This is a genomic window from Streptomyces geranii (genome assembly GCF_002954775.1).
GTDB lineage: Bacteria > Actinomycetota > Actinomycetes > Streptomycetales > Streptomycetaceae > Streptomyces > Streptomyces geranii.
The window spans coordinates 88,766-111,164 of the sequence record NZ_KZ672954.1 but is presented as its reverse complement, the minus strand read 5'-3'; the positions used below and the strand labels follow the sequence as shown (position 1 = coordinate 111,164).

General features: G+C 67.3%; 21 protein-coding genes and 1 pseudogene. 12 read left to right on the top strand and 10 right to left on the bottom strand.

The window, feature by feature from the left end; genetic code table 11:
• Positions 1–4: 4 nt before the first annotated feature.
• Positions 5–187, bottom strand: a complete 183-nt coding sequence (locus CW359_RS04620; RefSeq protein ID WP_105968444.1) for a hypothetical protein — start codon at positions 185–187, stop codon at positions 5–7.
• A 424-nt stretch (positions 188–611) separates the two neighbouring features.
• On the opposite strand from CW359_RS04620, the gene CW359_RS04615 reads away from it, so the two are divergent.
• The 11 genes from CW359_RS04615 to CW359_RS04570 all read left to right on the top strand — a co-directional run bounded on the left by CW359_RS04615 (position 612) and on the right by CW359_RS04570 (position 10,596).
• Positions 612–1,148: a hypothetical protein gene (locus tag CW359_RS04615; protein ID WP_105968443.1), complete on the top strand. Its 537-nt coding sequence runs from the start codon at positions 612–614 to the stop codon at positions 1,146–1,148.
• Positions 1,145–2,683, top strand: a complete 1,539-nt coding sequence (locus CW359_RS04610; RefSeq protein ID WP_105968442.1) for a terminase large subunit domain-containing protein — start codon at positions 1,145–1,147, stop codon at positions 2,681–2,683. The genes CW359_RS04615 and CW359_RS04610 overlap by 4 nt, the downstream gene beginning before the upstream one ends.
• 295 nt (positions 2,684–2,978) lie before the next feature.
• Complete coding sequence (locus tag CW359_RS45150; RefSeq protein ID WP_157968495.1) at positions 2,979–3,389, top strand: hypothetical protein; 411 nt, start codon at positions 2,979–2,981, stop codon at positions 3,387–3,389.
• 83 nt (positions 3,390–3,472) lie between these two features.
• Positions 3,473–5,305 carry a hypothetical protein gene (locus CW359_RS04605; RefSeq protein WP_105968441.1) on the top strand — a complete coding sequence of 611 codons (1,833 nt, stop codon included), beginning with the start codon at positions 3,473–3,475 and terminating at the stop codon, positions 5,303–5,305.
• A gap of 13 nt (positions 5,306–5,318) precedes the next feature.
• Entirely contained in the window at positions 5,319–6,551 is a 1,233-nt protein-coding gene (locus tag CW359_RS04600) for a cytochrome P450 family protein (protein WP_105968440.1), read from the top strand.
• A 135-nt stretch (positions 6,552–6,686) separates the two neighbouring features.
• Entirely contained in the window at positions 6,687–7,373 is a 687-nt protein-coding gene (locus CW359_RS04595) for a hypothetical protein (protein WP_105968439.1), read from the top strand.
• A gap of 186 nt (positions 7,374–7,559) precedes the next feature.
• Positions 7,560–7,973: a head decoration protein gene (locus CW359_RS04590; protein ID WP_105968438.1), complete on the top strand. Its 414-nt coding sequence runs from the start codon at positions 7,560–7,562 to the stop codon at positions 7,971–7,973.
• Between the two features lie 12 nt (positions 7,974–7,985).
• Positions 7,986–9,029, top strand: a complete 1,044-nt coding sequence (locus CW359_RS04585; protein WP_105968437.1) for a major capsid protein — start codon at positions 7,986–7,988, stop codon at positions 9,027–9,029.
• 12 nt (positions 9,030–9,041) lie between these two features.
• Positions 9,042–9,374 carry a hypothetical protein gene (locus tag CW359_RS45145; protein WP_157968494.1) on the top strand — a complete coding sequence of 111 codons (333 nt, stop codon included), beginning with the start codon at positions 9,042–9,044 and terminating at the stop codon, positions 9,372–9,374.
• A 73-nt stretch (positions 9,375–9,447) separates the two neighbouring features.
• The gene (locus tag CW359_RS04575) at positions 9,448–9,774 is read left to right on the top strand and encodes a hypothetical protein (protein WP_105968436.1); all 327 of its coding nucleotides are present in this window, start codon (positions 9,448–9,450) and stop codon (positions 9,772–9,774) included.
• A gap of 6 nt (positions 9,775–9,780) precedes the next feature.
• On the top strand, positions 9,781–10,596 hold the full coding sequence (locus CW359_RS04570) for a hypothetical protein (RefSeq protein WP_105968435.1): 816 nt from the start codon (positions 9,781–9,783) through the stop codon (positions 10,594–10,596).
• 81 nt (positions 10,597–10,677) lie between these two features.
• On the opposite strand, the gene CW359_RS04565 is transcribed toward CW359_RS04570, so the two are convergent.
• The gene (locus CW359_RS04565; protein ID WP_232838221.1) at positions 10,678–11,025 is read right to left on the bottom strand and encodes a DUF6233 domain-containing protein; all 348 of its coding nucleotides are present in this window, start codon (positions 11,023–11,025) and stop codon (positions 10,678–10,680) included.
• An 88-nt stretch (positions 11,026–11,113) separates the two neighbouring features.
• Here CW359_RS04565 and CW359_RS04560 point away from each other — a divergent pair.
• A pseudogene (locus tag CW359_RS04560) lies at positions 11,114–11,383 on the top strand (hypothetical protein); the annotation flags it as partial.
• A 260-nt stretch (positions 11,384–11,643) separates the two neighbouring features.
• Here CW359_RS04560 and CW359_RS04555 read toward each other — a convergent pair.
• From CW359_RS04555 to CW359_RS04520, 8 genes are all read right to left on the bottom strand, one after another.
• Positions 11,644–14,835 (bottom strand): caspase family protein, encoded by a 3,192-nt coding sequence (locus tag CW359_RS04555; RefSeq protein ID WP_105968433.1) that lies wholly within the window; start codon positions 14,833–14,835, stop codon positions 11,644–11,646.
• A gap of 2 nt (positions 14,836–14,837) precedes the next feature.
• Entirely contained in the window at positions 14,838–15,728 is an 891-nt protein-coding gene (locus CW359_RS04550; protein WP_105968432.1) for an alpha/beta hydrolase domain-containing protein, read from the bottom strand.
• A gap of 341 nt (positions 15,729–16,069) precedes the next feature.
• Positions 16,070–17,101: a hypothetical protein gene (locus tag CW359_RS04545; RefSeq protein ID WP_105968431.1), complete on the bottom strand. Its 1,032-nt coding sequence runs from the start codon at positions 17,099–17,101 to the stop codon at positions 16,070–16,072.
• A 259-nt stretch (positions 17,102–17,360) separates the two neighbouring features.
• Positions 17,361–18,494 (bottom strand): ATP-grasp peptide maturase system methyltransferase, encoded by a 1,134-nt coding sequence (gene tgmC, locus CW359_RS04540; protein ID WP_105968430.1) that lies wholly within the window; start codon positions 18,492–18,494, stop codon positions 17,361–17,363.
• Positions 18,491–19,459 carry an ATP-grasp ribosomal peptide maturase gene (gene tgmB / locus CW359_RS04535; RefSeq protein WP_105968429.1) on the bottom strand — a complete coding sequence of 323 codons (969 nt, stop codon included), beginning with the start codon at positions 19,457–19,459 and terminating at the stop codon, positions 18,491–18,493. Before tgmB ends, tgmC begins: the two co-directional genes overlap by 4 nt.
• The gene (locus CW359_RS46260; RefSeq protein WP_332874961.1) at positions 19,456–19,644 is read right to left on the bottom strand and encodes a putative ATP-grasp-modified RiPP; all 189 of its coding nucleotides are present in this window, start codon (positions 19,642–19,644) and stop codon (positions 19,456–19,458) included. Before CW359_RS46260 ends, tgmB begins: the two co-directional genes overlap by 4 nt.
• Before the next feature lie 190 nt (positions 19,645–19,834).
• Entirely contained in the window at positions 19,835–20,719 is an 885-nt protein-coding gene (locus CW359_RS04525) for an aminoglycoside phosphotransferase family protein (RefSeq protein ID WP_105968428.1), read from the bottom strand.
• Positions 20,716–22,113 (bottom strand): helix-turn-helix transcriptional regulator, encoded by a 1,398-nt coding sequence (locus tag CW359_RS04520; RefSeq protein ID WP_105968427.1) that lies wholly within the window; start codon positions 22,111–22,113, stop codon positions 20,716–20,718. The genes CW359_RS04525 and CW359_RS04520 overlap by 4 nt, the downstream gene beginning before the upstream one ends.
• Positions 22,114–22,399 lie beyond the last annotated feature (286 nt).

The window sequence follows — 22,399 nt, the reverse complement described above, 5'->3', positions numbered from 1 at the left end:
TTGTCTACTGGTCGCGCGTGGGCTCATCTGCCGCCCTGGTCGTCTCCTCGCCGCGCACCACTCGAACCAGCGCCCGCCATGAATCGACGAGAGGCGGTAGCTGGTCGAGGAGACCTTTGGCCACAAAAATGACGACGGAGAGCACTCCGGCCCAGGCCAAGATCCACAGAATGATGGTCGAATCCACCGTTCGGTTTCCCTTTCAAAGGGCCGAACTGTGCGCGGGCACACTCAGTTCGGCCATGGTTAGTGGCTGAACTGAGTTTCGTGCCGGCGATTGAAACTCAGGGTCTTGCTACGGCGGTCTCTTTCGGGCTCCGAGTGCGTGTGGAGAAGCGAGCTTGCCTTGGCACGCGGTGTGGACATCCGAGCAGATCGCCGGGATCTGTTCGAATGTCCACACCACCTGGGCTACGCCCTGCCTGGAGACGGAGATGTCGTCATCACATCTCCAGGCAGGGCGTAGCCCACGCTTCAGGGCAGCATGGTAGTGGATGTGTTTGGCCCTGAGTGGCGAAACTGTCCAATGGACCTTGATTCCGCCGAACATCAGCGAGTGGGATCATGGACTCGGGCGCGGGGGCGCACCCGAGCTGTGAAGGACCCCCGCCGTGGGACGCCCCGACAAAGCCGCGCGTGCGGCCATCGCGCGCCGCCGCTCGGACGCCATCGATCTACGCCTCGCCGGCGTGGACTGGTTGACGATCGCCCGCAAGCTCGCCGCCGACCCAACCGTCAACACTGACGGCATCGCCTACCCGCAGGGTTACGGAGTCGAGCGGTACCGCAAGAACCAGGACCCGCCCACCAATGAGGCCCTGATTCACGCCGCTTGCCGGGACGTCCGCACAGCACTCGCTGACCGCCGCGCCGAACTCAACGATGACGTAGACGAGTTGCGCGCGCTGGAAGCCGACCGCCTCGACCGGCTGTTCTTCGTCGCTTACAAGAAGGCCGTCCGGGACCAGGACCTCGCTGCCATCGACCGCACCTTGCGGATCATGGAGCGCCGCGCCAGGCTGCTCGGCCTCGATATGCCCGTCCGCACGGAACTGACCGGTCTGGACGGCGGACCGGTCCAGGTCGAGAACGTGACCGTCGACGAACTCGACGCCCTGATCGCGCTCACCGATCCGGACGGCGAATGACTCCGCGCGACCACGAAAGCGTCATCGCCCACTACAAGACCCTTCCGCCAGCACAGCGCCGCACCATCGCACGGTCCGCGTCTCCTGCTCTGCGCGCGGAGTTGGCACGCGTCGAGCGCCAACTCGCCATGGACCGCTCGCCAGGCGCGCTGGCCGCTGTCCTCACCGGCGGGCGCGAGATGCAGGCCCCGCACCTGGATCTCATCGACCAGGCGTTCATCGACATGGCCGCAGGCCGGTGCGACCGCGTGATGTTGACCATGCCCCCGCGGCACGGCAAGAGCCGACGCGCCTCCCGCTGGGCGCCCCTCTGGTACCTGCGTCGCAACCCCGGCCACCGCATGATGATCGCCAGCTACTCCGCCGACCTGGCCGACGACCACGGCCGGTGGATCAGGGACGCCATCAACACCTGGGGCAACGACCTCGGCATCCAACTCAAGGCAGGCAGCCAGGCCGCCAACCGCTTCGACATCGTCGGCGGCGAAGGCGGCCTCCTCGCGGCCGGTATCGGCGGCGGCCTCACCGGACGCGGCGCACACATCGCCATCGTCGACGACCCGGTCAAGGACATGGCCGACGCCGACAGTCCCACCATGCGCAAGCGCGCCTGGGACTGGTGGACTTCGGTACTGCAGACCCGACTCGAACCAGTCGGCGCCATCTGCCTCATCCAGACCCGCTGGCACGAAGACGACCTCGCCGGACGCATCCTCGCCACCGAGCGCGACGCCTGGCGCGTCATCGACCTGCCCGCCATCGCCGACACTCCCGACGACCCGCTCGGCCGCGCTCCTGGCGAGGCGCTGTGGCCCGAACGCTTCGACCTCATCCACCACGCCAAGACCCGCAAGCGCGTCGGCGAACGCGTCTGGGCCGCCCTCTACTTGCAGAAGCCCCGGCCGCCAGAGGGAGGCGTCTGGAGGCGGGAGTGGATCGAGACCGCTCGTATCAACGCCGTCCAGTTCTCCGGCCTCGACATGGCGCGCATCGTCGTCGCCGTCGACCCCGCCGGCGGAGAGTCCACGGTCGGCGATGAGACGGGTGTCATCGGCGTCGGCCGCGACTTCGACCGGCAGCTGTACGTCCTGGCCGACCGATCCGGATCGATGGGCGCCAACGACTGGGGCCTGGCCGCATGCCGTCTCGCCCTGGAACTCAAGGCCGACGCGATCGTGGTCGAGAAGAACTACGGCGGCGACATGGCGCGGCAGATCGTCACCCAGGCATGGGAGCAACTGCGCCGAGAGGGCGTCACCAAGGGGCTCCTCATGCCCATGATCCTGGAGGTCACCGCCAAGGTCGGCAAACGCCTGCGGGCCGCCCCCGTGGCCCAGCTGTACGAACAGCAACTCGTACACCACGTCGGCGAATACCCCGACCTGGAAGGCCAGATGGTCACCTGGGTCGAGGGAATGGACAGCCCCGACCGCATGGACGCTGCCGTTCACGGACTGACCGAACTGGCCGACCCCGACCAGCTGGACACCCTGCCGACCGACACCGATGACGACCGCTTCGACGGCCGCCGCTGAGTACGCACTTGGAAGTGACGGAAACGGCCCGAATAGAAAACTGCCCGCTCGGGGTGGGGCAGTGCGGTCCGATCGCTGTGCCTCGGACTCCCCGGACAGGACGTGTCCCGTCGGCCAGACTGTCTGGATGGACGCCGGACTAGCAGCAGTGCTTGGTGCCCTCGCGGGTTCCGTGGCCACAATTGGTGCAGCTTTCGCCACGGGATGGGCTACCAGAGAGCAAGCCAAGATCGCAGCGCGATCGGAACATCGACGACAACGCATTGAGCCAAGACACGATGCCTACCGGGATTTCGTGACTGCTGTCTCCGCTCTGGAAGAGCACACTGCAGAATTTCAGGTCGACATCGACATGGTGCCACCCAACGTCCGACTTGGCCCTGACGTCGACGAGGCGTACACGGAGCGGGCTAAGCAGCTTGCCGCAGAGGTAAAAGCGGTGTGGCTCCGGGTTGCTCTGATCGGGCCGGAGCGCGTTACAGATGAGGCTGCGGCAACAGAGTCTGCATGCAGCTCGTTGGCTGGCCGTGTAGAGCTTCTTATGTACAGAAACGCGATCCCACAGTCTCAGGTGAGACCACAGGCATGCGATTCATATCGCCGGCTACGCAAGAGCCTCAGAGAATTCATGCGGGTTGCCAGGGCTGCTTTGGAGGACGACGGGACCGAGGGAAATGACTGGGCGCACAGCTACTCGTACAGGTAGAGGCCCGACACCGTACGACGACCAGGCAGATGCATCTCGTAGGCTGGAGGCGCGGCGCGGGGCCGACTGCCTGGAGGGGCACTGTGGGCCTGCGCGAGCTGATCACCGACGCCTGGAGCTGGCTGGACTACAAGCCAGCCATGGCCGACCCGCGCCGACCGGGCCGTAACACCTGGGCGGAACTGACCCGCTCCTGGGTACCGGACGAGGACCTGCGGCGCTTGGCCGCTTACCGGCTCCTGGCCGCGTACGACTCCAATCAGGTCGGCCAGTTCGCCGCCGTGACAGGCGACGACGAGGCAGGTACCGAACGGAGAGAACTCGGCGACGCCTCCAAGCTGGTCGACACCGCGCTCGGATACCTCCTCGGCTCCGAACAGGTCATCAGCGTTGCGGGCGCAGAGCACACTGACGACGAGCCGACCGCCGAAGCAGCTGCGGCGCTCGTCGTACAGGACAAGCTGAGGACGTGGGCGGAGAAGGAGCTGCTGCCGCTGCGCCTTCAGCAGGCCGAGCGAACCGCGATCCTGCTCGGCGACGCCGTCTACACCCTCGCTTGGGATCCCACGAAGGGCCGGGTCCTGCTGCGCACTTGGGACCCGGGCCTGTACTTCCCGGAGTGGCCGGAGGACGGCGAGCAGGACGGCGCTGAGTTCCCCCTGCGCGTTCACCTCGCGTGGGAGCTACCCGAGGACAAACGGCGCGGGCTCAAGGCCAGGCTTCGACGGGTCACCTACGAACTCGGCCCGATCGGTCCGGCCAGTCGGCGCGGCGCAGCGAAGGACGGCAGCCCGGCGCGCGAGTACCTGTATACCGGCGGCGGCGACCCGATCCTGGTAGGGGGCGACACACGGAACGCCGACACGGGCGTAATCACCCGCACATACCCGTGGGCACCCAACCGATCCTCCCCGTGGACGTGCTTCCTCACCGACGCGGAATGGGACCTGGACGACCTCACGTACGCCGACGTGCTGTACGACCTACCGATGCACAAGGCCCGGTACCGAGTCCGCTCGGACGGCGAAGTCCTCGACCGGCTCGACCTGATGGCGGACTTCATACCCGTCGTCCACGTCACGAACAGCATCCCCTCCAGCGGAGAGCACTGGGGGAAGCCGACCGTGGCGACCGTCCTCCAGGCCCTCGACGAGCTGTCCGCGACCGACACCGACGGCTCCGGCGCGTCGGCCACCACCGGCTCCCCGATTATCGGCCTGGCCGGGGCCCGGCTGCCCATCGACCGCGCCACCGGGCAGCCGCTGCCCGTGAAGGTCCGGGCCGGGACGGTGTGGCAGCTCAACGACAACGGGCGCATGGACGTCCTCGACACGTCGGCCCAACTCGCCGAACTCCGTGCCCGCGTCGACCACATCCTCGACCGCATCGCAGCGAACAGCCGCCTCACCGCCGCTGGCCTCGGCACCCTCGACCCGACCGCCCTGCCGTCCGGCTACGCCCTGCAGCTCGCGCTGGGCCCACTCGACTCGCTAGTCGCCTCCATGCGCCTGGTCCGCGACCACAAATACGCCGTGCTGCTGCGCATGGTGCAGCGACTCCACCAGGCCGGGCAGGCCGAGGGCTGGCCCGAGGGGGAGTCCCTGCCCGCGCGCTTGATGTGGGGACCCCACACTCCGGCTGACCGCGCTGCCGTCCTTGACGAAGTGGTCAAGGGTGTCGGCGCCGGGGTGCTGTCCGTCGAGACCGGTGTACGGATGCTCATCAATGCCGGATACCCCATCGACGATGCACAGGCTGAGATCGAACGCATCCAGTCCCGAGCCTTCGAGGCCGCCGCTCGGCTCGCCGACGCGACCGGGGACAACGCAGCCGTTCGTAGGTACCTCGGACTGCCAGCGGCTGACTCCGGAATTCCCGCCATCCGGGCGCAGCCACTTGATCCCGATCTCTCATAAGTAAGGTCGGGACATGACCAGTGCAACTCCCGCTCAGCAGAGGCTTGTTGACCACGCGGCGCTCGCCGCCGATCCGTACACCGTGTACGCGCAGTTTCGCGAGGCCGGGCCCGTCCACCGGATCACCGGGACAGACGGGTTGCCCGCCTGGCTGGTGACCGGTTACGACGAGGTGCGCCAGGCACTGGCCGATCCTCGGCTGTCCCTGGACAAGCGCAACGCGGCACCCGGCGGTTACCGGGGTATGGCTCTGCCGCCGGCGCTGGATGCGAACCTGCTCAACATGGACCCCCCGGACCACACCCGCATCAGGCGCCTGGTGTCCCGGGCCTTCACGCCCCGCCAGATCGAGCAGCTGCGCGAGCCGATCCAACGCACAGCCGACCGATTGCTGGACGCCATCGCCCCACAGGAACATGTGGACCTGATCGCTTCGTACGCGGTCCCCCTGCCGATCACCGTGATCTGTGACTTGCTCGGGGTGGCCCCGGATGACCGACTCGACTTCCGGGCTTGGACCGACGCGCTCGTCGCCCCCGACCCCACGCAGCCCTCCCGGGCCAAGGAAGCGGTCGGCAGCATGCTGGCCTTCTTCACTCGGCTCATCGCCACTAAGCGAACCGCCCCGGCCGGCGATCTGCTCTCCGCGCTGATCGCCGTACGCGACCAGGAGGACCGGCTGAGCGAGGACGAGTTGATGTCCCTGGCCTTCCTCATTCTGGTCGCCGGATACGAGAACACCGTTCACCTGATCGGCAACGCGATCCTGACCCTGCTGCGCCACCCCGACCAGTTGGCCGATCTCCTCACTGATTCCGCCCGGCTGAGCACCACAGTGGAGGAATTGGCCCGCTACGACGGCCCGGTCCCCCTGGCCATCCGGCGGTTCCCGACCGAGGACGTCACTATCGGCGGGGTGACCTTACCCGCCGGCGAGACCGTTCTGTTGTCCCTGGCCGCCGCCCACCGGGACCCACGCCGTTTCGCTGATCCGGACCGCTTCGACATCGATCGCGACGCCACTGGCCACCTCGCCCTCGGCCACGGAATCCACTACTGCCTGGGTGCTCCGCTGGCCCGCATGGAGACCGAGATCGCCCTGGGCGCGCTCTTTGACCGCTTCCCCGACCTGACGCTCGGCGTGGCGCCGAGCGAGTTGCAATGGCGGCCGTCGATGCGATCCCGTGGCCTAATCGCCCTTCCGGTCCGGACTGCCCATGTGGCCGGGGGCGCCGAGAGTGCATGAGGTCTTATCAGATCCAGCGCACCGACTGGCACGTCGCTGGCTGGAGGCGCGAGACATAAGGCCCGGGGTGGTGCGGAGCGATGGCTACACTGATCTTTGGCGCGGGGGCGCTGGAGACCTGTGGATGGTTCACGCATGACGCGCCCTTCGCTTCCCAATCCCCTCGAACCGGTCGGGCACCGCGGTGACGGGCGGCCGATCTATCCGATCCTCGGAGCCTCGCCCGACGACGACTCCAACAAGCCTGGTGACGAGGACGGCGCCCCGAACGGCGGCGTCACGCAGGAAGACCTGTCGCGGCTGCTGGCCCGCGAGAAGACCCAGGGCGGCAGGGCGGCCGTGAAGAAACTGCTCGGCGACCTCGGGTTCGACAGCTCCGAGGCACTGACCGAGTTCATCACCACGAAACGCGACGCCGACCAGGCTGCGCTGACCGAGATCGAACGCCGTGAGCAGGCCGCCGAGGAGAAACTGAGGTCGGCAGAGACACGCGAGGCGCAGGCCCTGGTCAAGGAGCGCGTTGCCATCCGGCGTGCTGCCCTCGGAGGACTCGGTGCGACGGGGGACGACCTTGATGACGCGGTCCTCTTGATCGACCGTGCCCTCCACGATCAGCCCGATGCCGACGAGGCGGCTGTCGCCGCTGCCGCCGAGCAACTCAAGGAACGACGCCCCGAGTTGTTCGGCCCTGCCCGGGAGGCCGTGCCGCCTGCTCCGGGCGGATCTCCCGCCGGCGGCCCGCCGACACGCGGAGGTATGCCGCCCCGGCGTGGAGCGGCGGGGCTCGAAATGGCCCGGCGACGAGGGCTCATCAGCGACTGACCACGTCAACGAGACATGGCCGTGGGACCACGCCCCTCAAACCGTGGACGCCCTTCCGGAACCCGGTCGGGCTGATCAGGGACCACGCCCTGGCGCGGCTCGGCCGCCGTCACTTCGTGGACACCGCCCCGTGCCGCTCGCGCCGGGTGCGGGAGCAACCCGATCCGGACCCACGAGGGAGACACCGTGAGCGACTACCAGGTACTCACCACCACCACGACGGTCACCGACGACCGGACATGGCTCGCTTCGCTGGACGGCGTCCACGAAGCCCAGACGATCCCCATCGACACCAGCAAGCTGACGGCAGGCACCCACTACACGGCGGGCACGCAGAACCAGCCCCGCCACATCATCAAGTCCGGCATCCCACTAGGGCGGATCACTGCATCTGGCCTGTACGCCCCGTTCAACTCCGCAGCGAGCGACGGCACTCAGATCCTCGCCGGATTCCTCGTTGCCGAGACCGCGTTCACCCCTGGCTCTCCGAAGACCGCAGGCGCACTCCTGTGGCGCGGCGAGGTGCAGACGTCGAAGCTGCCCGTCTCCTTCGCGCCCCCCGCCGCCACGAACACGACCGCATTCATCCACTACCGGTAAGGAGGCAGCTCCATGGCACTTGAGAAGCTTCTTGAGGCGATCGTCCCCGAGGACATCCAGGCGTTCATCCGAGCGATCACAACGCCGGAGGACTACCTCCTCACCCGCGAGGTTTTCGGCGAACGGAACATCGACAACGTCAAGTTCCGTACCAAGAGCAGCAAGCGGCGTGTCAACGCGGCGAAGTTCCGCGCGTGGGAAGCCGCGCCGACCCTCGCCCGGCGGCGGGCCGAGCAGGTCATCAACGAGGGCATGCTGCCCTGGGTCGGCCAGGAACTGCCTTTCTCCGAACTCCAGATCATCCTGGCAGCCGTCGACCGCGGCCAGGACACCAGCGAGTTCCTCGACCTGCTCTACGACGACCTCGAACAGCACGTGGAGGCCACGAAGGCCGCCATGGAGATCGCCGCCGGACAGATGCTGTCCACCGGTGTGGTGTCCCTGCCCGGAGTCGCCCTCGATGTCGACTGGAAGGTGCCGGCCGCCAACCGTCCGACGGTCGCGGTGCCGTGGTCCCAGTCGGATGCGGCCACCCCGGTCACCGACGAGCTGGCGTGGATCCAGTACCTCAAGAGCATCGGCGCACCGCGCCCCGAGATGGTCATCAGCTCGGAGAAGGCGTTGTCACTGCTGGGGGCCACGGCGGAGTACCGGACCGCGTTCCACAACTCGCCGTCCGTCGAGCAGATCCCGACCGGGATGCTGGCGCCGGAGGAGGTCAACCGGGTCCGCGCCAAGTACAACCTGCCGCCCGTGACCACTTACGACGTGCAGGCGTACGACAGCAGCGACACCTTGGTGCGCACGACCCCGGAGTCGCTGTGGGCGATGATCCCGCCGCGCCGCGAACAGTGGGGCGAGACCCAGTACGGTCTGACCGCCGAGGCGATCGAGCTGCGCGGCAAGGGAGTCATCACTGCCGAGGAGGCCCCCGGCATCGTGATCACCACCCACGTGCAGACGCGTACCCCCGTCCAGTTGTCCACGATCTCCGCTGCTGCTGCGATGCCCGTGCTGTACGTGCCGGACATCCACATCGCCGCGACGGTCTTCTAACGGGAGCTGGTCATGGCGAAGTTGGCGCGCACGGTATTCCTGCGAGACCCCCAGCAGGGCCCGATCCGGCTCGACGCAGGGGAGGAGATACCCGAGCGGCTCGCCCCGCTCATCCCGAACCCGGCCGCGTGGTCGGGGGAGGCTCCCTCTCCGGACGAGGCCACCTCAGACCCGATCGGCGCGGACGGCGATGCGGGAGACACGTCGACCGTGGCGGATTCTGCCCCGGAGCCGGAGCCGGAGCCGGAGCCGGAGCCGGAGCCGGAGCCGGAGCCGGAGCCGGAGCCGGAGCCCGTCAAGGCTCCGAGGCGACGCACCGCGAAGGCTGTCGGTGCGGGTGCGTAGGTAGTGGCACATCACCAGTGAGGCTCGGCATCGTCACGGTGCCGAGCCTCACCTTGTACGACAGGAGTATCTGATGGACATCGCTGTACGAGCCTGGCTGCTGGCCCAGCTCGGCCCCACCACGAACACCGTCGACCTGGACGCACGCTATGCGCGGCTGACCTCCGCTCGCGCTGTCGCAAACGAGGTCCTGGCCGAACGGCGCGCGAAGTTACTCGCCGACCCGCTCCGCATGACCGTGGACGGCGTGGTCACCATCGACCAGAGCAACAACCTCGCGGGGCTCGAACGCCAGATCGTCGCGCTCGTGGACCTGGTCGCACCGGACGAACTGGCCGACGGAGAGGAAAGCACTGACCTTGTAACCGCGCCACTGATGCGCGCTCGCCGGGGACGGTAGTCCGGCATGCCGTACGAGTGGCCGCCGCTGGTGCCCGGAGACCCGGACGAGATCGCGCGTCGCGTCGCGGCCGTGCTCGAAGATGCCTGGCAGCGACTCGCCGCCCAACAGCGCGCCGTCCTCACCCAGTTCGCCGACAACCCGAGGACGCCGCACACCGTGGCGACGCTGGAGGAGTTCAAACGGGCTATCCGCGCCTTCCGCCAACGCGTCGACCAGGAGGCCCAACAGTTCGTCCAACGGCAGCTACCGCACCTGTACGCCGCCGGCGCTCAAGCCGCTGCCGAAGTCCTCAACGTGACTTTCACCTGGACCACTTTCCACCGCGACGCCCTACAGTCCCTCGCAGCCGACTCGTACGCCGACTTCTTGCGCCGCTCCGAGGAGGCCGAGCGAATGGCGAACCAGTTCTACCGGGCGGCACGAGAGGCAGCCCGCCGCGAGGTTCCACTACTTGCTGCGGGCAACATGACGGCGAAGCAGGCCGCGAAGAATCTGGCGGACAGACTCGCCGCCGAGCACAAGCTGCCTCACGTCGTCTACCGCAACGGCGCTCGCGTCCCTGTCCGGGCCTGGGCCGAAGCTGCCACCCTCGCCAAGTCGGCCGTCGCCTACAACGCCGGCACCCTCAATCGGACCCGTCAGGCGGGCGTCACGATGGTCGAGGTCTTCGACGGACTCGACTGCGGCTGGACCGCCCATCAGGACACGGACAAGGCCAACCGCACGGTGCGAACCGTCGAGGAGGCCGCGGAGTGGCCGATCTCCCATCCGCGCTGTCGGCGGGGGTTCGGTCCGCGGCCGGATCTGACGGCCATCTGAAGTATCCAGAGGTCAGGGTCGCCGGCGGGGGCTAGGAGGGCCGCGCCGACCTGTGGACGAGTGCCACAAAGGAAGTGCTGGCTAGTCGGTGATGTGCAGTGCGGTGTCTGGGCGGCAGATCGGGCAGGCAGGCACCCCGTCCACGGTGAGGAGGCGGCGGGCGCCGTCCTGGTCGACCTGCCGTCTTCGGCGGCCGGCCATGCCGCAGTCGCCGAGGTGCACGGCCTGCGGGTGCCCTGTGGCGCGGTTGAGTTCGAGGATCCAGTCCGGTACTGGCGGGCGGTGCGCCCGGCGGTGCTCCTCTTCGGCCTGGCGCTGTTCCAGTGCGGCGATCTTGCGGTCGATGCGGGCCAGCCACATGGCATTCCAGGTCCGCAGCGTCTGGAGCCGCTCCAAGTCGTCCGGAAGATCCCGCGAGTTATCGAACACATTTTCCATTCTAGATGTGGGAGCGCGCCTTCCATATTCGCGCTTTCGATCACGTGTTCGATAACGCGATGGGGGAGGTGAGCGCCGGATGAGTACCGAGCCAACGGGGCGACGGCCTGGTGCGGTGATGCATGTACGTTGCCCGGACCGGCTGCCGGAGGAGACCTACCGGCAGATCCTGGAACAGCTGTGGGAGCTCTCGCCGGTGGTGCAGGCGCTCCCGCCCACGGCCGCCCTGGTTGACCTGCGCGGCGCGCTGCGCTACCACGGCACGACCGCCTCCCACCTGGGGGAGATTCTGCGGCTGCGGACGGTCTCCCGCTACGGCGTCGACGTCCGCGTCGGTATCGGCCCGACCAGAATTCAACAGGTTCCCTGAGTCTCGAAGGGCACGATATGCCAACCCGCCGCCCAGGACCTGAGCACCGCGTGAGACTGCAACAGTTTTCGTCACAGCAGACGCTCAACCTGGCAGCATTCCGGCAGCAACATGGCGCTGCGGCGTTCGATGATGAGGGCTCGGCGACACTCGCCAGTTGTGGCGGCAGGCGTAAGCAGCCACCACTTCGTACGAATTGGGCTGTGGCAACGTCCTACATGAGGTTGGCTCGGCCCGTGTCACTGGTGGTCGGCAACGCCGGATGCCCCGTACTCACCCGCCCTTGACGCGAGAATCAAGAGCTCACTTGTCATGCCTAAGCAGGCGACCCTGTTGTGCACGACAAGCGCATAGGCTGGCAACGGCAAGTAGGTAACTGCTGTGGGACGGCCCGTTTCCAGGTCCCATACCCGCACTGTGCCGTCGTCGCTGGTGGTGATGGCGTGTGGGCGGTTCTCGATCTGTGTGACCGCCACCGCGTTCACGTCGTCGGTGTGGCCGGTGAGGGTGGCGCGTTCGGTTCCCGTTTCCAGGTCCCATACCCGCACCGTGTCGTCGTAGCTGGTGGTGATGGCGTGTGGGCGGTTCTCGATGTGTGTGACCGCCACCGCGTTCACCGCGCCGGTGTGGCCGGTGAGGGTGGCGCGTTCGGTTCCCGTTTCCAGGTCCCATACCCGCACCGTGTCGTCGTAGCTGATGGTGATGGCGTGTGGGCGGTTCTCGATGTGTGTGACCGCCACCGCGTTCACCGCGCCGGTGTGGCCGGTGAGGGTGGCGCGTTCGGTTCCCGCCTCCAGGTCCCACACCAGCACCATGCCGTCATAGCTGGTGGTGATGGCGTGTGGGCGGTTCTCGATGTGTGTGACCGCCACCGCGTTCACCGCGCCGGTGTGGCCGGTGAGGGAGGCGCGTTCGGTTCCCGCCTCCAGGTCCCACACCAGCACCATGCCGCCGTTGCCGGTGGTGATGGCGTGTGGGCGGTCCTCGATCTGCGTGACCGCCACCGCGTACACCGAGCCGGTGTGGCCGGTGAGGGTGGCATGGTGGGCGGGGTTTACGAGGTTGCCGGTCGCCCAGCGGGGTGTCCAGGGGCGGGTCCGTGACAGGCGGGAGGCGAGGTTGGGTTGCTGGTAACGGGCGGCGTCGATGGCGAGGAGATCACGGCGTTGGTCGGGGGTCAGGGGGGTGTGGATGTTGGCGGAAGCGCGGTAGATCGCTGCCGCGAGTCGGGCGTCGCCGGTTTGCATGGCCGGAGTGTGCAGGGAGAACGCGTTCAGCAGATGAGCAGGGTGTGCATGGACGAGGTACTCGGCGTCCCCTACGAAGCCGTCGAGAATGTCTCCGGCGGCAGCATGGGTGGCGAGGTGGCGGCGGATGTAGGGGTGGGCCTGGTGCCAGTCGGTGAGGTTGGTTGCCGGGTCGGTGGGGACCAGCCGGACGAGTGCGCGGGCGATCAGGGTATGGTCGTCGGCTTCGCGACCGAGACGACGCAGCTGCTCGGCCATCGTCTCGTGGAAGAGACGGTAGGCCGATCCGTCCGGTGACGGGGTTTCGGTGATGTAGGCGCCGGCGTTGCTGTGGAGCCAGTCGAGGTCGTCGTTGGAGCACGGCACGCCGGAGAGGGCTTCGGCGAGCGGTGCCCAGAGGGTGGACCAGGGCAGGCCCGCGCCTTGGGCGTAAGCGAGCGGGCGCAGGAGCCGTTCAACTTTTGGACGCCGGGCGCCGAAGCGGTCGAGGTAGGCGGCGAATGCCTCCCCTGCGTCACTGGGAAGGCATTCGCGCCAGCCCGGCAGGGAGGTGTCGATGCGGATCTGGCCGTGGACGAGAGCGCGCGCGGTCATCCGTGCCACCAGGAAGGAGGAACCGGCACGCCGGGCGATGCCGTCGGCGACAGTGGCCGCAAGATCGGGCTGGTCCTGGTAGGGCGAGCGGGAGTGCGGGTCCTGGGCGTCTTCGAGGAGGGCCTGGGCGTAGGCGGCGATGTCGCCGGTGGTGAGGTAGGCCGGTTGGTCGAGGTCGATGAGATGGACGGCGCGGCCGAGGGCACGGATTTGCGGGCGGCGGGTGCCGATCACGAGTCGTACGGACGGCAGCATAGACAGGGGCTGGAGGAGTTCACGGGCCACGCGGAGGCTTTCGCGGGCATCGCCGGCGGTTCCGGCCTCGTCCAGGGAGTCGACCACGATGGCCACCGGTTCGGTGCGCGCTCCCAGTGCGGCCAGGAGGTTGTCCCGGTCGGCATCCGCGCTCAGGCCCAGGGCCGCAGCGAGGTCGGCTACCAGATCCTCCAGCGGCACACGGCGCGCGTGCAGTGCAATCACCGGCAACGAGATCGCCTGCGGCAGATTGTCTCCCGCCGATGATCGACTGTGCGGCACGGGCCGTGTGGCTGTGGCCGGTTGGGTGTGTGGGGGATCGCAGTAGGTCAGCACGCGTCCCAGCAGGGCCGACTTGCCGGAGCCGGGCTCGCCGGTGACCACGCGGGCCTTGCGGTCGTGCTCGACGGATGGCGTGGTGAGAAACGCCGTGAGTTCCTGCAGTGCGTGGGTGCGGGCGGTGAAGTAGTCGCCCTGCTCGCCCGCATGCTCCACGCCTCTGCTGCGCGGATCGAAGAATCCCGCGTGGCGGTTGCGCAGTCGGGCCAGGGCGGCGAGGTCGATGCCGTCGGCGGGCAGGCCGGGGATGAAGATGCGGCTGGGGAAGAAGGGGTCCTGGCCGTCGGTCTCGGACGTGGTCAGACGGGCCTGCTGGAGCGGCCGGTGCTCGGCGAAGTACGCGTTGACGCGGTCGGTGACTTCGCGCACGCTCATGAACTGCTGGGTCGGACCGTGGCGGGGGTTGGTGAACGCGTCGGTGAGCGCGTCGACGAACGCGTGGTCCTTGGCACGGTCCTTCGCCCTCGCGGCGGCCAGGTGCCAGCGGTTGGCGCGTTCCCGGTGGAGGTGGGCGAGGTCCCCGGCCATCCGGTTGATGTCCTGGGTGCCGGCAGCGGCGTAGCAGGTGTCCAGCATGACCAGCAGATGCCCGACTCCGCTCAGCACCAGCGTGCGTGCCAACTCTGCGGCGGGCAGGTCGCGTGCGCGGCGGCCGGCCTGGCTGCCGGCGCACTGCAGGTAGTGACGGTCCTCGGCTCGGATGCCGTGGCCGGCGAAATACACGACCACGATGTCCTTGGGGCCGAGCAGCGCCTGTTCCGCCCAGTTCTCGATGTCCTCCGCGAGCATGGCCCGCGTCGGATTGCGGACCAGACTGGGAAGCACGTGCGTGTAGCCCATGGGGGTGAGCAGGTCGCGCACCCGTTCCGCGTCCCGCACCGCGCCGGGCAGATCGGTGATCTGGGAGTCCTGGTACGTCTCCACCCCAGCAGTGATCAGGAAGCGGCGCTCCTCCTCCTGACCCGGCTGCCGGGAGGGCTGTGGTGCAGGGTGCATCGCTACTCCTGCAGGCCGGCGGCGATCGCGGACGCGGTCTTCGGCGCCGTCAGATACCGCTGCAGATCATGCATCTGCACCCCGTTGGTGATCGACCGGTCCGCTACCGCTCCGACAGGTCCGGAGACGAAGTGCGGTTCCAGGGCGCCGACGAGGGCGACGATGTCGCCGGGATCGGCAACGTTCGTCCACCGCACCACACTCCCCGGCCACGCCCCGCGCCCCTGGACCGGCAGCGGACTCAGCCGCCGGTGGATCACCGGCAGGCCCAGCGGCGAGCCCACCGTCACCAGATCCGTCACCGGCCACTCGGGATGCTCGCACAACGCCTCATACGCGACCACGGACCCCAGTGAATGCGCCACCACCACCCTGGTATCCGCGCCGATCTCCGCAGCCACCGCGGCGCGGGCCGCCTGCCAGACGGGCGGCTCGTCCAGATAGCGGCGAACCTGCTTCAGCTCCCCGATCAGCATCCGCTCCGTCACCGGCTTGAAAAACCGGGCCCCGGACAACGCGTCCAACGCCGCCCGCACCCGCTGCGACAACAACAGCCGTGACGCCCCGAACGCTACCGCTCCGCGGGAGCCTTCCTCCTCGACGGGAGGAACCCTGTCATCGATCGTTGCGGCCTGCTGCCACCACGCGTCAAGCAGGTCCGCTTCAAGCCCCTCCTCGACATCGTGCTCATCCCAGGGCGGTAGCTCGGCAGAGCGCGTACCCGGCTCGACGAACACGTTCCCGTAGAACGCGCACACCACATCCTCAGGCGCCAGCCGGGCCCCCGACACCAGACGCACACCGTCACGCAACGCGGCCCCTAGCCGCAGCGCCAGCAGTTCCGGCCCCTCGTACTGCTGGCCGATCCCATGCACAAGCACGACCCGTGCCATCACGCTCACCCCCGGACCGCACAGAGTAACCAAGCACTGACCCCACTGCAGGTGAATCGGCAGGTTCCGCAACCATGCGATGAGGCGCCGAGTTCCAGCATCGACCACATCCTGCAACCAAGGGACCCTGTGTCCCCATCGCGCCTACGTACCAAGCCGGCGACATTCCGTGCCCCCCCAGGTACTCCGCGACGGCGTCCTGAAACAGATCCCGCTCCGCACCGACGGTGGAAGTCTCCGCGTACCGCCCACGTACAGGAACCGGACGCACGATGATGTTGAGCTGGGGCTTGGCGGAATTCTGCTTGAGAGGACCACCAGGGGCTGGCCCTCGATGCTTACTACGGCGATGTTTCGCCCCGTTCCGCGCCAAGAGATAGGACACCGTGCTTCAGCGGCATGTGCCGGGGGGTGCCGGCGGGCAGGACGAGAAGGCCGACAGCACCACCGTGGGCGGCGAGAACATCAGGCGAGGCGGCGACCAGGTTCTGGAGGATCTGGTCAGCGGTGGCTTGCTCTCGCCTCGGGTCGGTGGTTGGCCCCTGAGGCGGCAACCGGTCAAGCCACAGGCGACGTCCGGAGACCCCGTAGCGCAGGGGTAGTCGGTCTTCGCGGATCAGGTGAGCTTGATGCACGAGCAACGCCAATAGAGCGCGTACCTGGAGCGGGTGCAGGGACAGGCCGGAGGCCGCCGCAAACGCGGGCGTTGAGTGAAGCGTTCGCAGGGCTCCGCGGTCGTCAACGGCACCCATGACGGTGACCGGCCCAAGGCGCACCATAACGGTGTACGGCCACCCCGTGGGGACGGCGATATCGAAGTCGCAGGCATTGCACCCAACCTGCTGCGACCGGAACACGAAGAAGGTTGAGTGTCCCTCCGTCACCCGCACGACGTCGCGGCATTCCTGGAGAAGGGTGTGCAGCTGAAGCATCCCCTGGAGATCGGCCGCCGTGGCGATCATCGGCGCGGCGGGGTCGCGCTGATTGCTCCGAAGACGCATGTCGTTGCGCCGCAATCCGTAAGCGATCTTGGCGGCCCATACGCGGAGTGTGCGTTCAGGCAGTGCTCGAACCGCATCCGCGCCCTCCTGGAAGGCTTTGGAGAGTGCGATCTCGACCCGGCTGAGGTGCTCGTTATTGCACGACTTGCAGGCTGGGATAAGGATGCGGCGCGGGGTGATGGGCGAAAGGTTCGGCAGAAGAACCTGCGGCTTGGGGTGGCGTGGGGGCATGATCTCGCGCTGCATCCAGCGGGGTACGACGTCCTCCACCGTGCGGTCGGTTTCGCTCAGCCGGACGGTGCAGACGAAGCATTCATCATCACGAAGTCCCTGGCCTTCCCAAGGCAGGTAGTCCACGCCAGCGGCGGCCATAGCTCTGCCTAGCGCGCCCCAGTCCTCTGCTGTAGTTGCCACGCCACAGAGTGTGGCACTTGGAACCTTGCCGACGCCGTGCTATTTCTCCAGTGACGCCGCAGCGTCCCGGTCGCTCACTTGATGGCACGAAACCACTGATCATCAAGGTTGGGTGACAACGCCCTGCCCTTCGGTCGCACAGGGCATTCGGTAGTGATTCGGCTACATCAGCTCTGATTCAGTGCCCATGCGCCTTGAGCCGCGGAGAGTCTGGATGTCAGGTTGGCAGGCGCCAGTGAGGGCCGTCCGGTTCGCCGAGCCATACGATCTGGTCCCACTCGGTGACGGTCATTCCGAAGTCGGTCTGATCAGGCGAGCCTGCCTTCTGCCACACGGTGAGTGCGTCCTCGACCTGGTCCCATAGGTGCAGCGGGCCGTCCTGGTGGACTGTCCAGCCGCTGCCGTCGGGTTCGGTCCATGCCTGTGAGCCAGTGGCCGCGTCGACCAGGACCACGCCATCGGCGACGCGTACCAACTCTGCAGAGGGGGAGCCCAGTTGTGCAACGAAGTGCGCGGTCCAGTCGTTCAGAAGGCCGGGGCTCACGCGTGTCCGGCGGGTCTTGCCGGGGTGCTGGTAGAACGTAGGGCGGGGCGGGCGTTCGTGTGGGCGGGCCGACATGAACGACACGGTGTCGCCGACGAAGCGTCCCCGGGCGATTCCCTCATCGTCGAGAACGAGGCGGATCAGGCCGGAGGCGAGCATCCAGCCGCTGATCGTCGTGGTGATGCTCCCGCCGTCGCTGAGTTGCCAGAGCCACGACGGCGGGATGCTCCGTACAGCGCAGGTGGCGATGATCGCCTCGTACTCGGCGCCATCTTGGTGCCCACGCAAGCCGTCGCCGAGTACAAGGTTCGGGGTGTGGCCGGCGGCGCGGAGGTGCTGTGCGGCGGCCTGGGCCAGGGTCTCGTCGTACTCGACGGAATACACGAGTTCGTCGCCGAGCCGGTGGCACAGGATCGCGGTGGAGTAGCCGGTTCCCGTGCCGATCTCCAGCACCTTGTCTCCGTCGCGGACGTCGGCGAGTTCGACCATCCGCATGACCAGAGACGGCAAGGTGCTGGAGGAGGTGGGTCGGCCGGCCAGCGAACCGACGGCGTCCACGGGGCTGATGCCGTCGACCTGTGTCACCCATGTGGTGTCTGAGTAGACGAGGCGGAGCCATTCGTCTTCATCCAGCTGATCACGGCGTACGGGGTCCCATTGGGTGCCATTGGCGCGGAAGAATGTGTCGCCGAGGAAGAACTCCCGGGGTACAGCTTCCACAGCGGATCGCCAAGCGGGGTTGGTGAGTTGGCCCCTGCCCGTGAGTTCCTGTACAAGGCCTTGGCGAAGAGAGGCGCTGCTGGTCATTGTCTGTCCCGATCAGGATGCTGGAGCTGGTCGGCGAGGGCGGAGGTGATCTGGCTGGTGATGTACTCCGGAAACCAAGCGAACTGGCCGTTCGGGTTGCACTCGTACCAGTGCCACACACCGGCAGCATCGAGTCCGAAGTCGAAGGCACCGTACGTCAATCCGAACGCGGCGAGGTACGCGTGCACTCCCTTTGCCACGTCGGGCGGCGTGTCGACAAGGGTGTACGTGAGGTCGTCATAGTGGCGGCGCCAGTCCAGGCCGGGTGATCCGTCGATCCGTACCGCGAAGAGCTGGCTGCCGACTGCGGTAAGCCGGATGTCCGCGATCTTGTCCACGCGCTGCTGGAACAGGTGCATCGTCTGTCCGACCCCGGCGTCCAGTTCCTCCGGGTTGACTTGCTCGACCCAGACGGTCAGGCCGTGCCCCTGCGGGTCGAGGAAGTCACTGTTGTACAGCGGCTTGTAGACCATGGGCCCGTGCTCGGCCGCGAATCGTCGTGCTTGCGCGACGTCGTTCGTCAGAAGCGTCGGAGGGACGTGCAGCTCGTGCTTCGCAGCGGCAGCCAACTGGGCCGGTTTGTACTCGGCGGCCCGATTGCGCCATGGGTGGTTCACGTAGTGCGCGCCCGGGAGCGAAGCCAGTATTCCGCCGAGGCCGTAGCGGGCCTGGTCCGCACACCAGTTGGCATCCTGCTCAGATAGACCATCGGGCGCGGCGTACGGGCGCGGCCGGCGCCAGTACACCGACCGCACGCTATCCAGCGCAGCAACACGGGTCGCCGTACGCAGCTCGCCGGCGATCCCGAAACCGTCGAGGTGCGCCTTCACAGTGACAGTGGCGGGAAAATCCGCCGGATCGAGGCGCACGACCGGTAGCCCACGCCGCCCCAGTTCCTCAATGACAAGGTCGGCCGTTGCATCGTCCAACTGCGTGACGACAAGAACGGGTGACGGCCTGGTCAATCGGTGTCCCCCTGCTGGTCGCTGCCCTCGTCGATGTTGCCGTCCGAGGAGGTCTGGGTCTTTGTCTCCGAAGACGTTTCGCTGCGCTTGTGCCGTTCCAGGCTCGGCAGCTTCAGGCCGTCCGAACCGATCCACCGGCCGGTCTGGCTCTCCGGATCCAGCTCGACCGTAACCGCAGCCGCCACAGACGTTTCCGGAAACGGCCTCATCCGAGTCAAACCCCACGGCTTGGGAGCTAGCGTCGTCACCAGGATCCTCCGTTTGTTCGGGTACCGGTGATCAGTGTGAGGTTCCACTGGCGTAGGCGGTAGACCACCGATGGCCATCAAGCCGACCGTGGTGCGTTCCGGTAGCAGCCCCCTCCACACCGGCACCTCAGCCGACCGCAGTCCAGCCCCATGGACGAGGTCCCTGCCGCCCTCGCACGCAGGCAATGCGGTACTGGGCCTGGTCCAGCGCGCTCGGGTCTTGGTCTGCGATCTGCAAGGCGAATGAGACGAGGCGAAGTTCGCGGATTCCGCGCAGGATCGGGTAGCCGTCCCAAGTCATCACGTCGTGCCCGTAGGCCTCGCAGTACTTTCGGTACCCGTCCTTGGACAGAGTGCCGAAGGTGTCGTGCTTGATCGCCGTGGAGGTTAGGTCCCACTCGGGTGGACCTTCAGACGTTCGCTCGAAATCCATCAGCATTGCTCCGTCGGCTGTCACGGCGCAGTTGCCGCCCCAGGCGTCTCCGTGGATGACACACTCCGGCTGGCCAGTGGGCAGATGATCCCACTCTTTCCAGAGGGCATCGAGTCGGCAGAGGATCCATTCGCGGTCATCGTCGCTGACCGATCGAGCTGCCGCGAGTCGGTCAGCGATTCGAACGAAAGGATCCAACTTGCCAATGAAGAAGGGAGGTTTTGGCAGGTCATGTAGCCGACGTAGTAGGGGGGCTAGATCGACCTCCGTGCCGTGCAGGTGAGGAGGAAGCTCCTCCCAAAATGTCGCAGCCCGCCCGCAGGCATGCACGGGCTGCTCCATTGGCAAGGGGCGAACAGCCGGGACACCGTGCTCGGCGAGCCATCGCGTCAGGGCGACCTCGCGCGCAGCTGCGGCCTCCTGGCCGGCGCGGGCGATGCGGACGACGATGTTGGCCGGCAGCCGCCATAGATCATTCTCTGCGAGCCGTATGGGCTGTGCTCCTTCTACAGACAGGCCCGCAGCGGCGGCAACCTCACGCAGGATGGTCATGGACTCCTCGGTACGTGTCGCCGTCATACCTGGACGGTAGCTCTGATCCGCTCGCGCAGTTCCGCTACCCCTGGCCTTCGGGCGTACTTCGTGGAAGCCCTGGCGAGATCCTGAACATCGGTGACGGCACGTTTGGAGCGCAGTTGGCCGACCTCGTTCAGTGCCCGGTGAGCGATCGACACGGCTTCCTGCGGGTCACCGATTGCCATCGTCAGTGTCGCAAGTTTGGTGCCGGACATAGCGCGAGAGCGGACAAATGCATCGGTGTGACCGTTGATCGCGGTTTGCAGCCGGGCGATGGCAAGTTTCGGCGGCTGGTCGGCGAGTAGCGTGATGTCGAAGGCCGCATGGCCGGTGTCCCCATGGTGCTGGGCATGGTCGTAGTACGCCATCCAGGCAGCATCCTCGCCATCTTTCGCCCGACCGAAGACCTCGTCCGACCGGCCGATGGCAGCCAGGGTCTCCTGGCGATTCCGCATCTTCGCCCATGCCCTGGCCCTGGCGTTGTGCAGCACCGACTGCTCCCGGGGGGTGAGCCGGTCAGCGCGTACCAGCCCGTTGTCTGCGTGAGTCAGCCCCATGTCCGGTGACCCGCACCAGATGGCGTGCCGTGCACGCCAGCTCAGTGCCCTGGCTCGAAGGTGCCAGTTGTCGGCGCGTTCGGCGCACCACGTTCCGAATTCCAGGAGTCGGGTTGCGTCGCCGTGCTCGTAAGCGTCGAATGCGCTCGCACCCATCACGGTGGCCAAGTGGCCAACCGCAGTGAACAGATCGGCTTCGTGGTCGGGAGGACATCTGATGTCAAGCAGGCTCTTTGCCCAGATGAACTGGCCGATCGACGACGCTCGAACGATTCCGCCGCCGCCGTAGAGGTTGTCCCAGCCGGCGTGGGTCTTCGCAGCCACACGCACCTGCTCGATGTCCTCGGGGCGTACGACGCTGGGTAGCTGGGTCTGCACGATCTGCGGGATCAGGTCGGCGAACGATGCGGGATTTAGGGCGGCCAAGCCGCCAGCGGCTAGGAGTGCACGGCGCTCCACTGGTGTAAGGCTCCGATTCAGAAAGGAGAGCTGGTCCAAACCAAGCATGCCCGCAGCCTGCTCACCCGTACCGTCCACCGAAGCCGCGGCCGAGGAGTTGTCTGCTTCGGCGCGCTGCTTGTCCGCATCCTCTTCGACCCGGCGCCACAGCCTGATCAAGGCGCCACCGGCGTCCAGCGTGTCGTCCAACTGCTGAGCGAGAACGGAGTTGCACGACCGGTCTCCCTTTTCGATCTTCTCAATGGAAGACCCGCTGAGGTGCACTTTCTCGCCGAGTGCTGACGCTGACATGCCACGAACTCTGCGCCAGTTGCGGAGGTCCTTGCCGAACCAGTGGGCCATGGACTCGGAGTCGTCCAGGGGCTTCGGTTTCTGCGGCACAGCATCCCCTTCGGCACGTTGATGCGGACAAGATCGGCGACGTCAGGCTGTCCGCATCGCTGATTGGTTCCTGCGGAATCGGCCCGGCTGGATAGTCCTACCCGTCCTGAATACCGCAACCCAGGGTTACCAGGGGCGAGTTCACCACAGTTCGAGCCGGGGCAGCCGCCCACTAAGTCCCTGCGAACCGCCGCCTAGTGGAGTCGCCGCAAGGGAACGCGAGTCGGGGGGGGGGCGGGTGTGGGGCCCCCCCCCCGCGCGGGCGGCGCCGGGGGAGGGGCGACGA

Bases quoted from the DNA above. Each gene is read 5' to 3' on its own strand.
- CW359_RS04585 (WP_105968437.1), top strand. From the start codon at position 7,986: ATGGCACTTGAGAAGCTTCTTGAGGCGATCGTCCCCGAGGACATCCAG.
- CW359_RS04525 (WP_105968428.1), bottom strand. From the start codon at position 20,719: ATGACGGCGACACGTACCGAGGAGTCCATGACCATCCTGCGTGAGGTT.
- CW359_RS04595 (WP_105968439.1), top strand. From the start codon at position 6,687: ATGACGCGCCCTTCGCTTCCCAATCCCCTCGAACCGGTCGGGCACCGC.
- CW359_RS04555 (WP_105968433.1), bottom strand. From the start codon at position 14,835: ATGCACCCTGCACCACAGCCCTCCCGGCAGCCGGGTCAGGAGGAGGAG.
- CW359_RS04575 (WP_105968436.1), top strand. From the start codon at position 9,448: ATGGACATCGCTGTACGAGCCTGGCTGCTGGCCCAGCTCGGCCCCACC.
- CW359_RS04610 (WP_105968442.1), top strand. From the start codon at position 1,145: ATGACTCCGCGCGACCACGAAAGCGTCATCGCCCACTACAAGACCCTT.
- tgmC (WP_105968430.1), bottom strand. From the start codon at position 18,494: ATGACCAGCAGCGCCTCTCTTCGCCAAGGCCTTGTACAGGAACTCACG.
- CW359_RS04600 (WP_105968440.1), top strand. From the start codon at position 5,319: ATGACCAGTGCAACTCCCGCTCAGCAGAGGCTTGTTGACCACGCGGCG.
- CW359_RS04545 (WP_105968431.1), bottom strand. From the start codon at position 17,101: ATGGCCGCCGCTGGCGTGGACTACCTGCCTTGGGAAGGCCAGGGACTT.
- CW359_RS04550 (WP_105968432.1), bottom strand. From the start codon at position 15,728: ATGGCACGGGTCGTGCTTGTGCATGGGATCGGCCAGCAGTACGAGGGG.
- CW359_RS45145 (WP_157968494.1), top strand. From the start codon at position 9,042: ATGGCGAAGTTGGCGCGCACGGTATTCCTGCGAGACCCCCAGCAGGGC.
- CW359_RS04570 (WP_105968435.1), top strand. From the start codon at position 9,781: ATGCCGTACGAGTGGCCGCCGCTGGTGCCCGGAGACCCGGACGAGATC.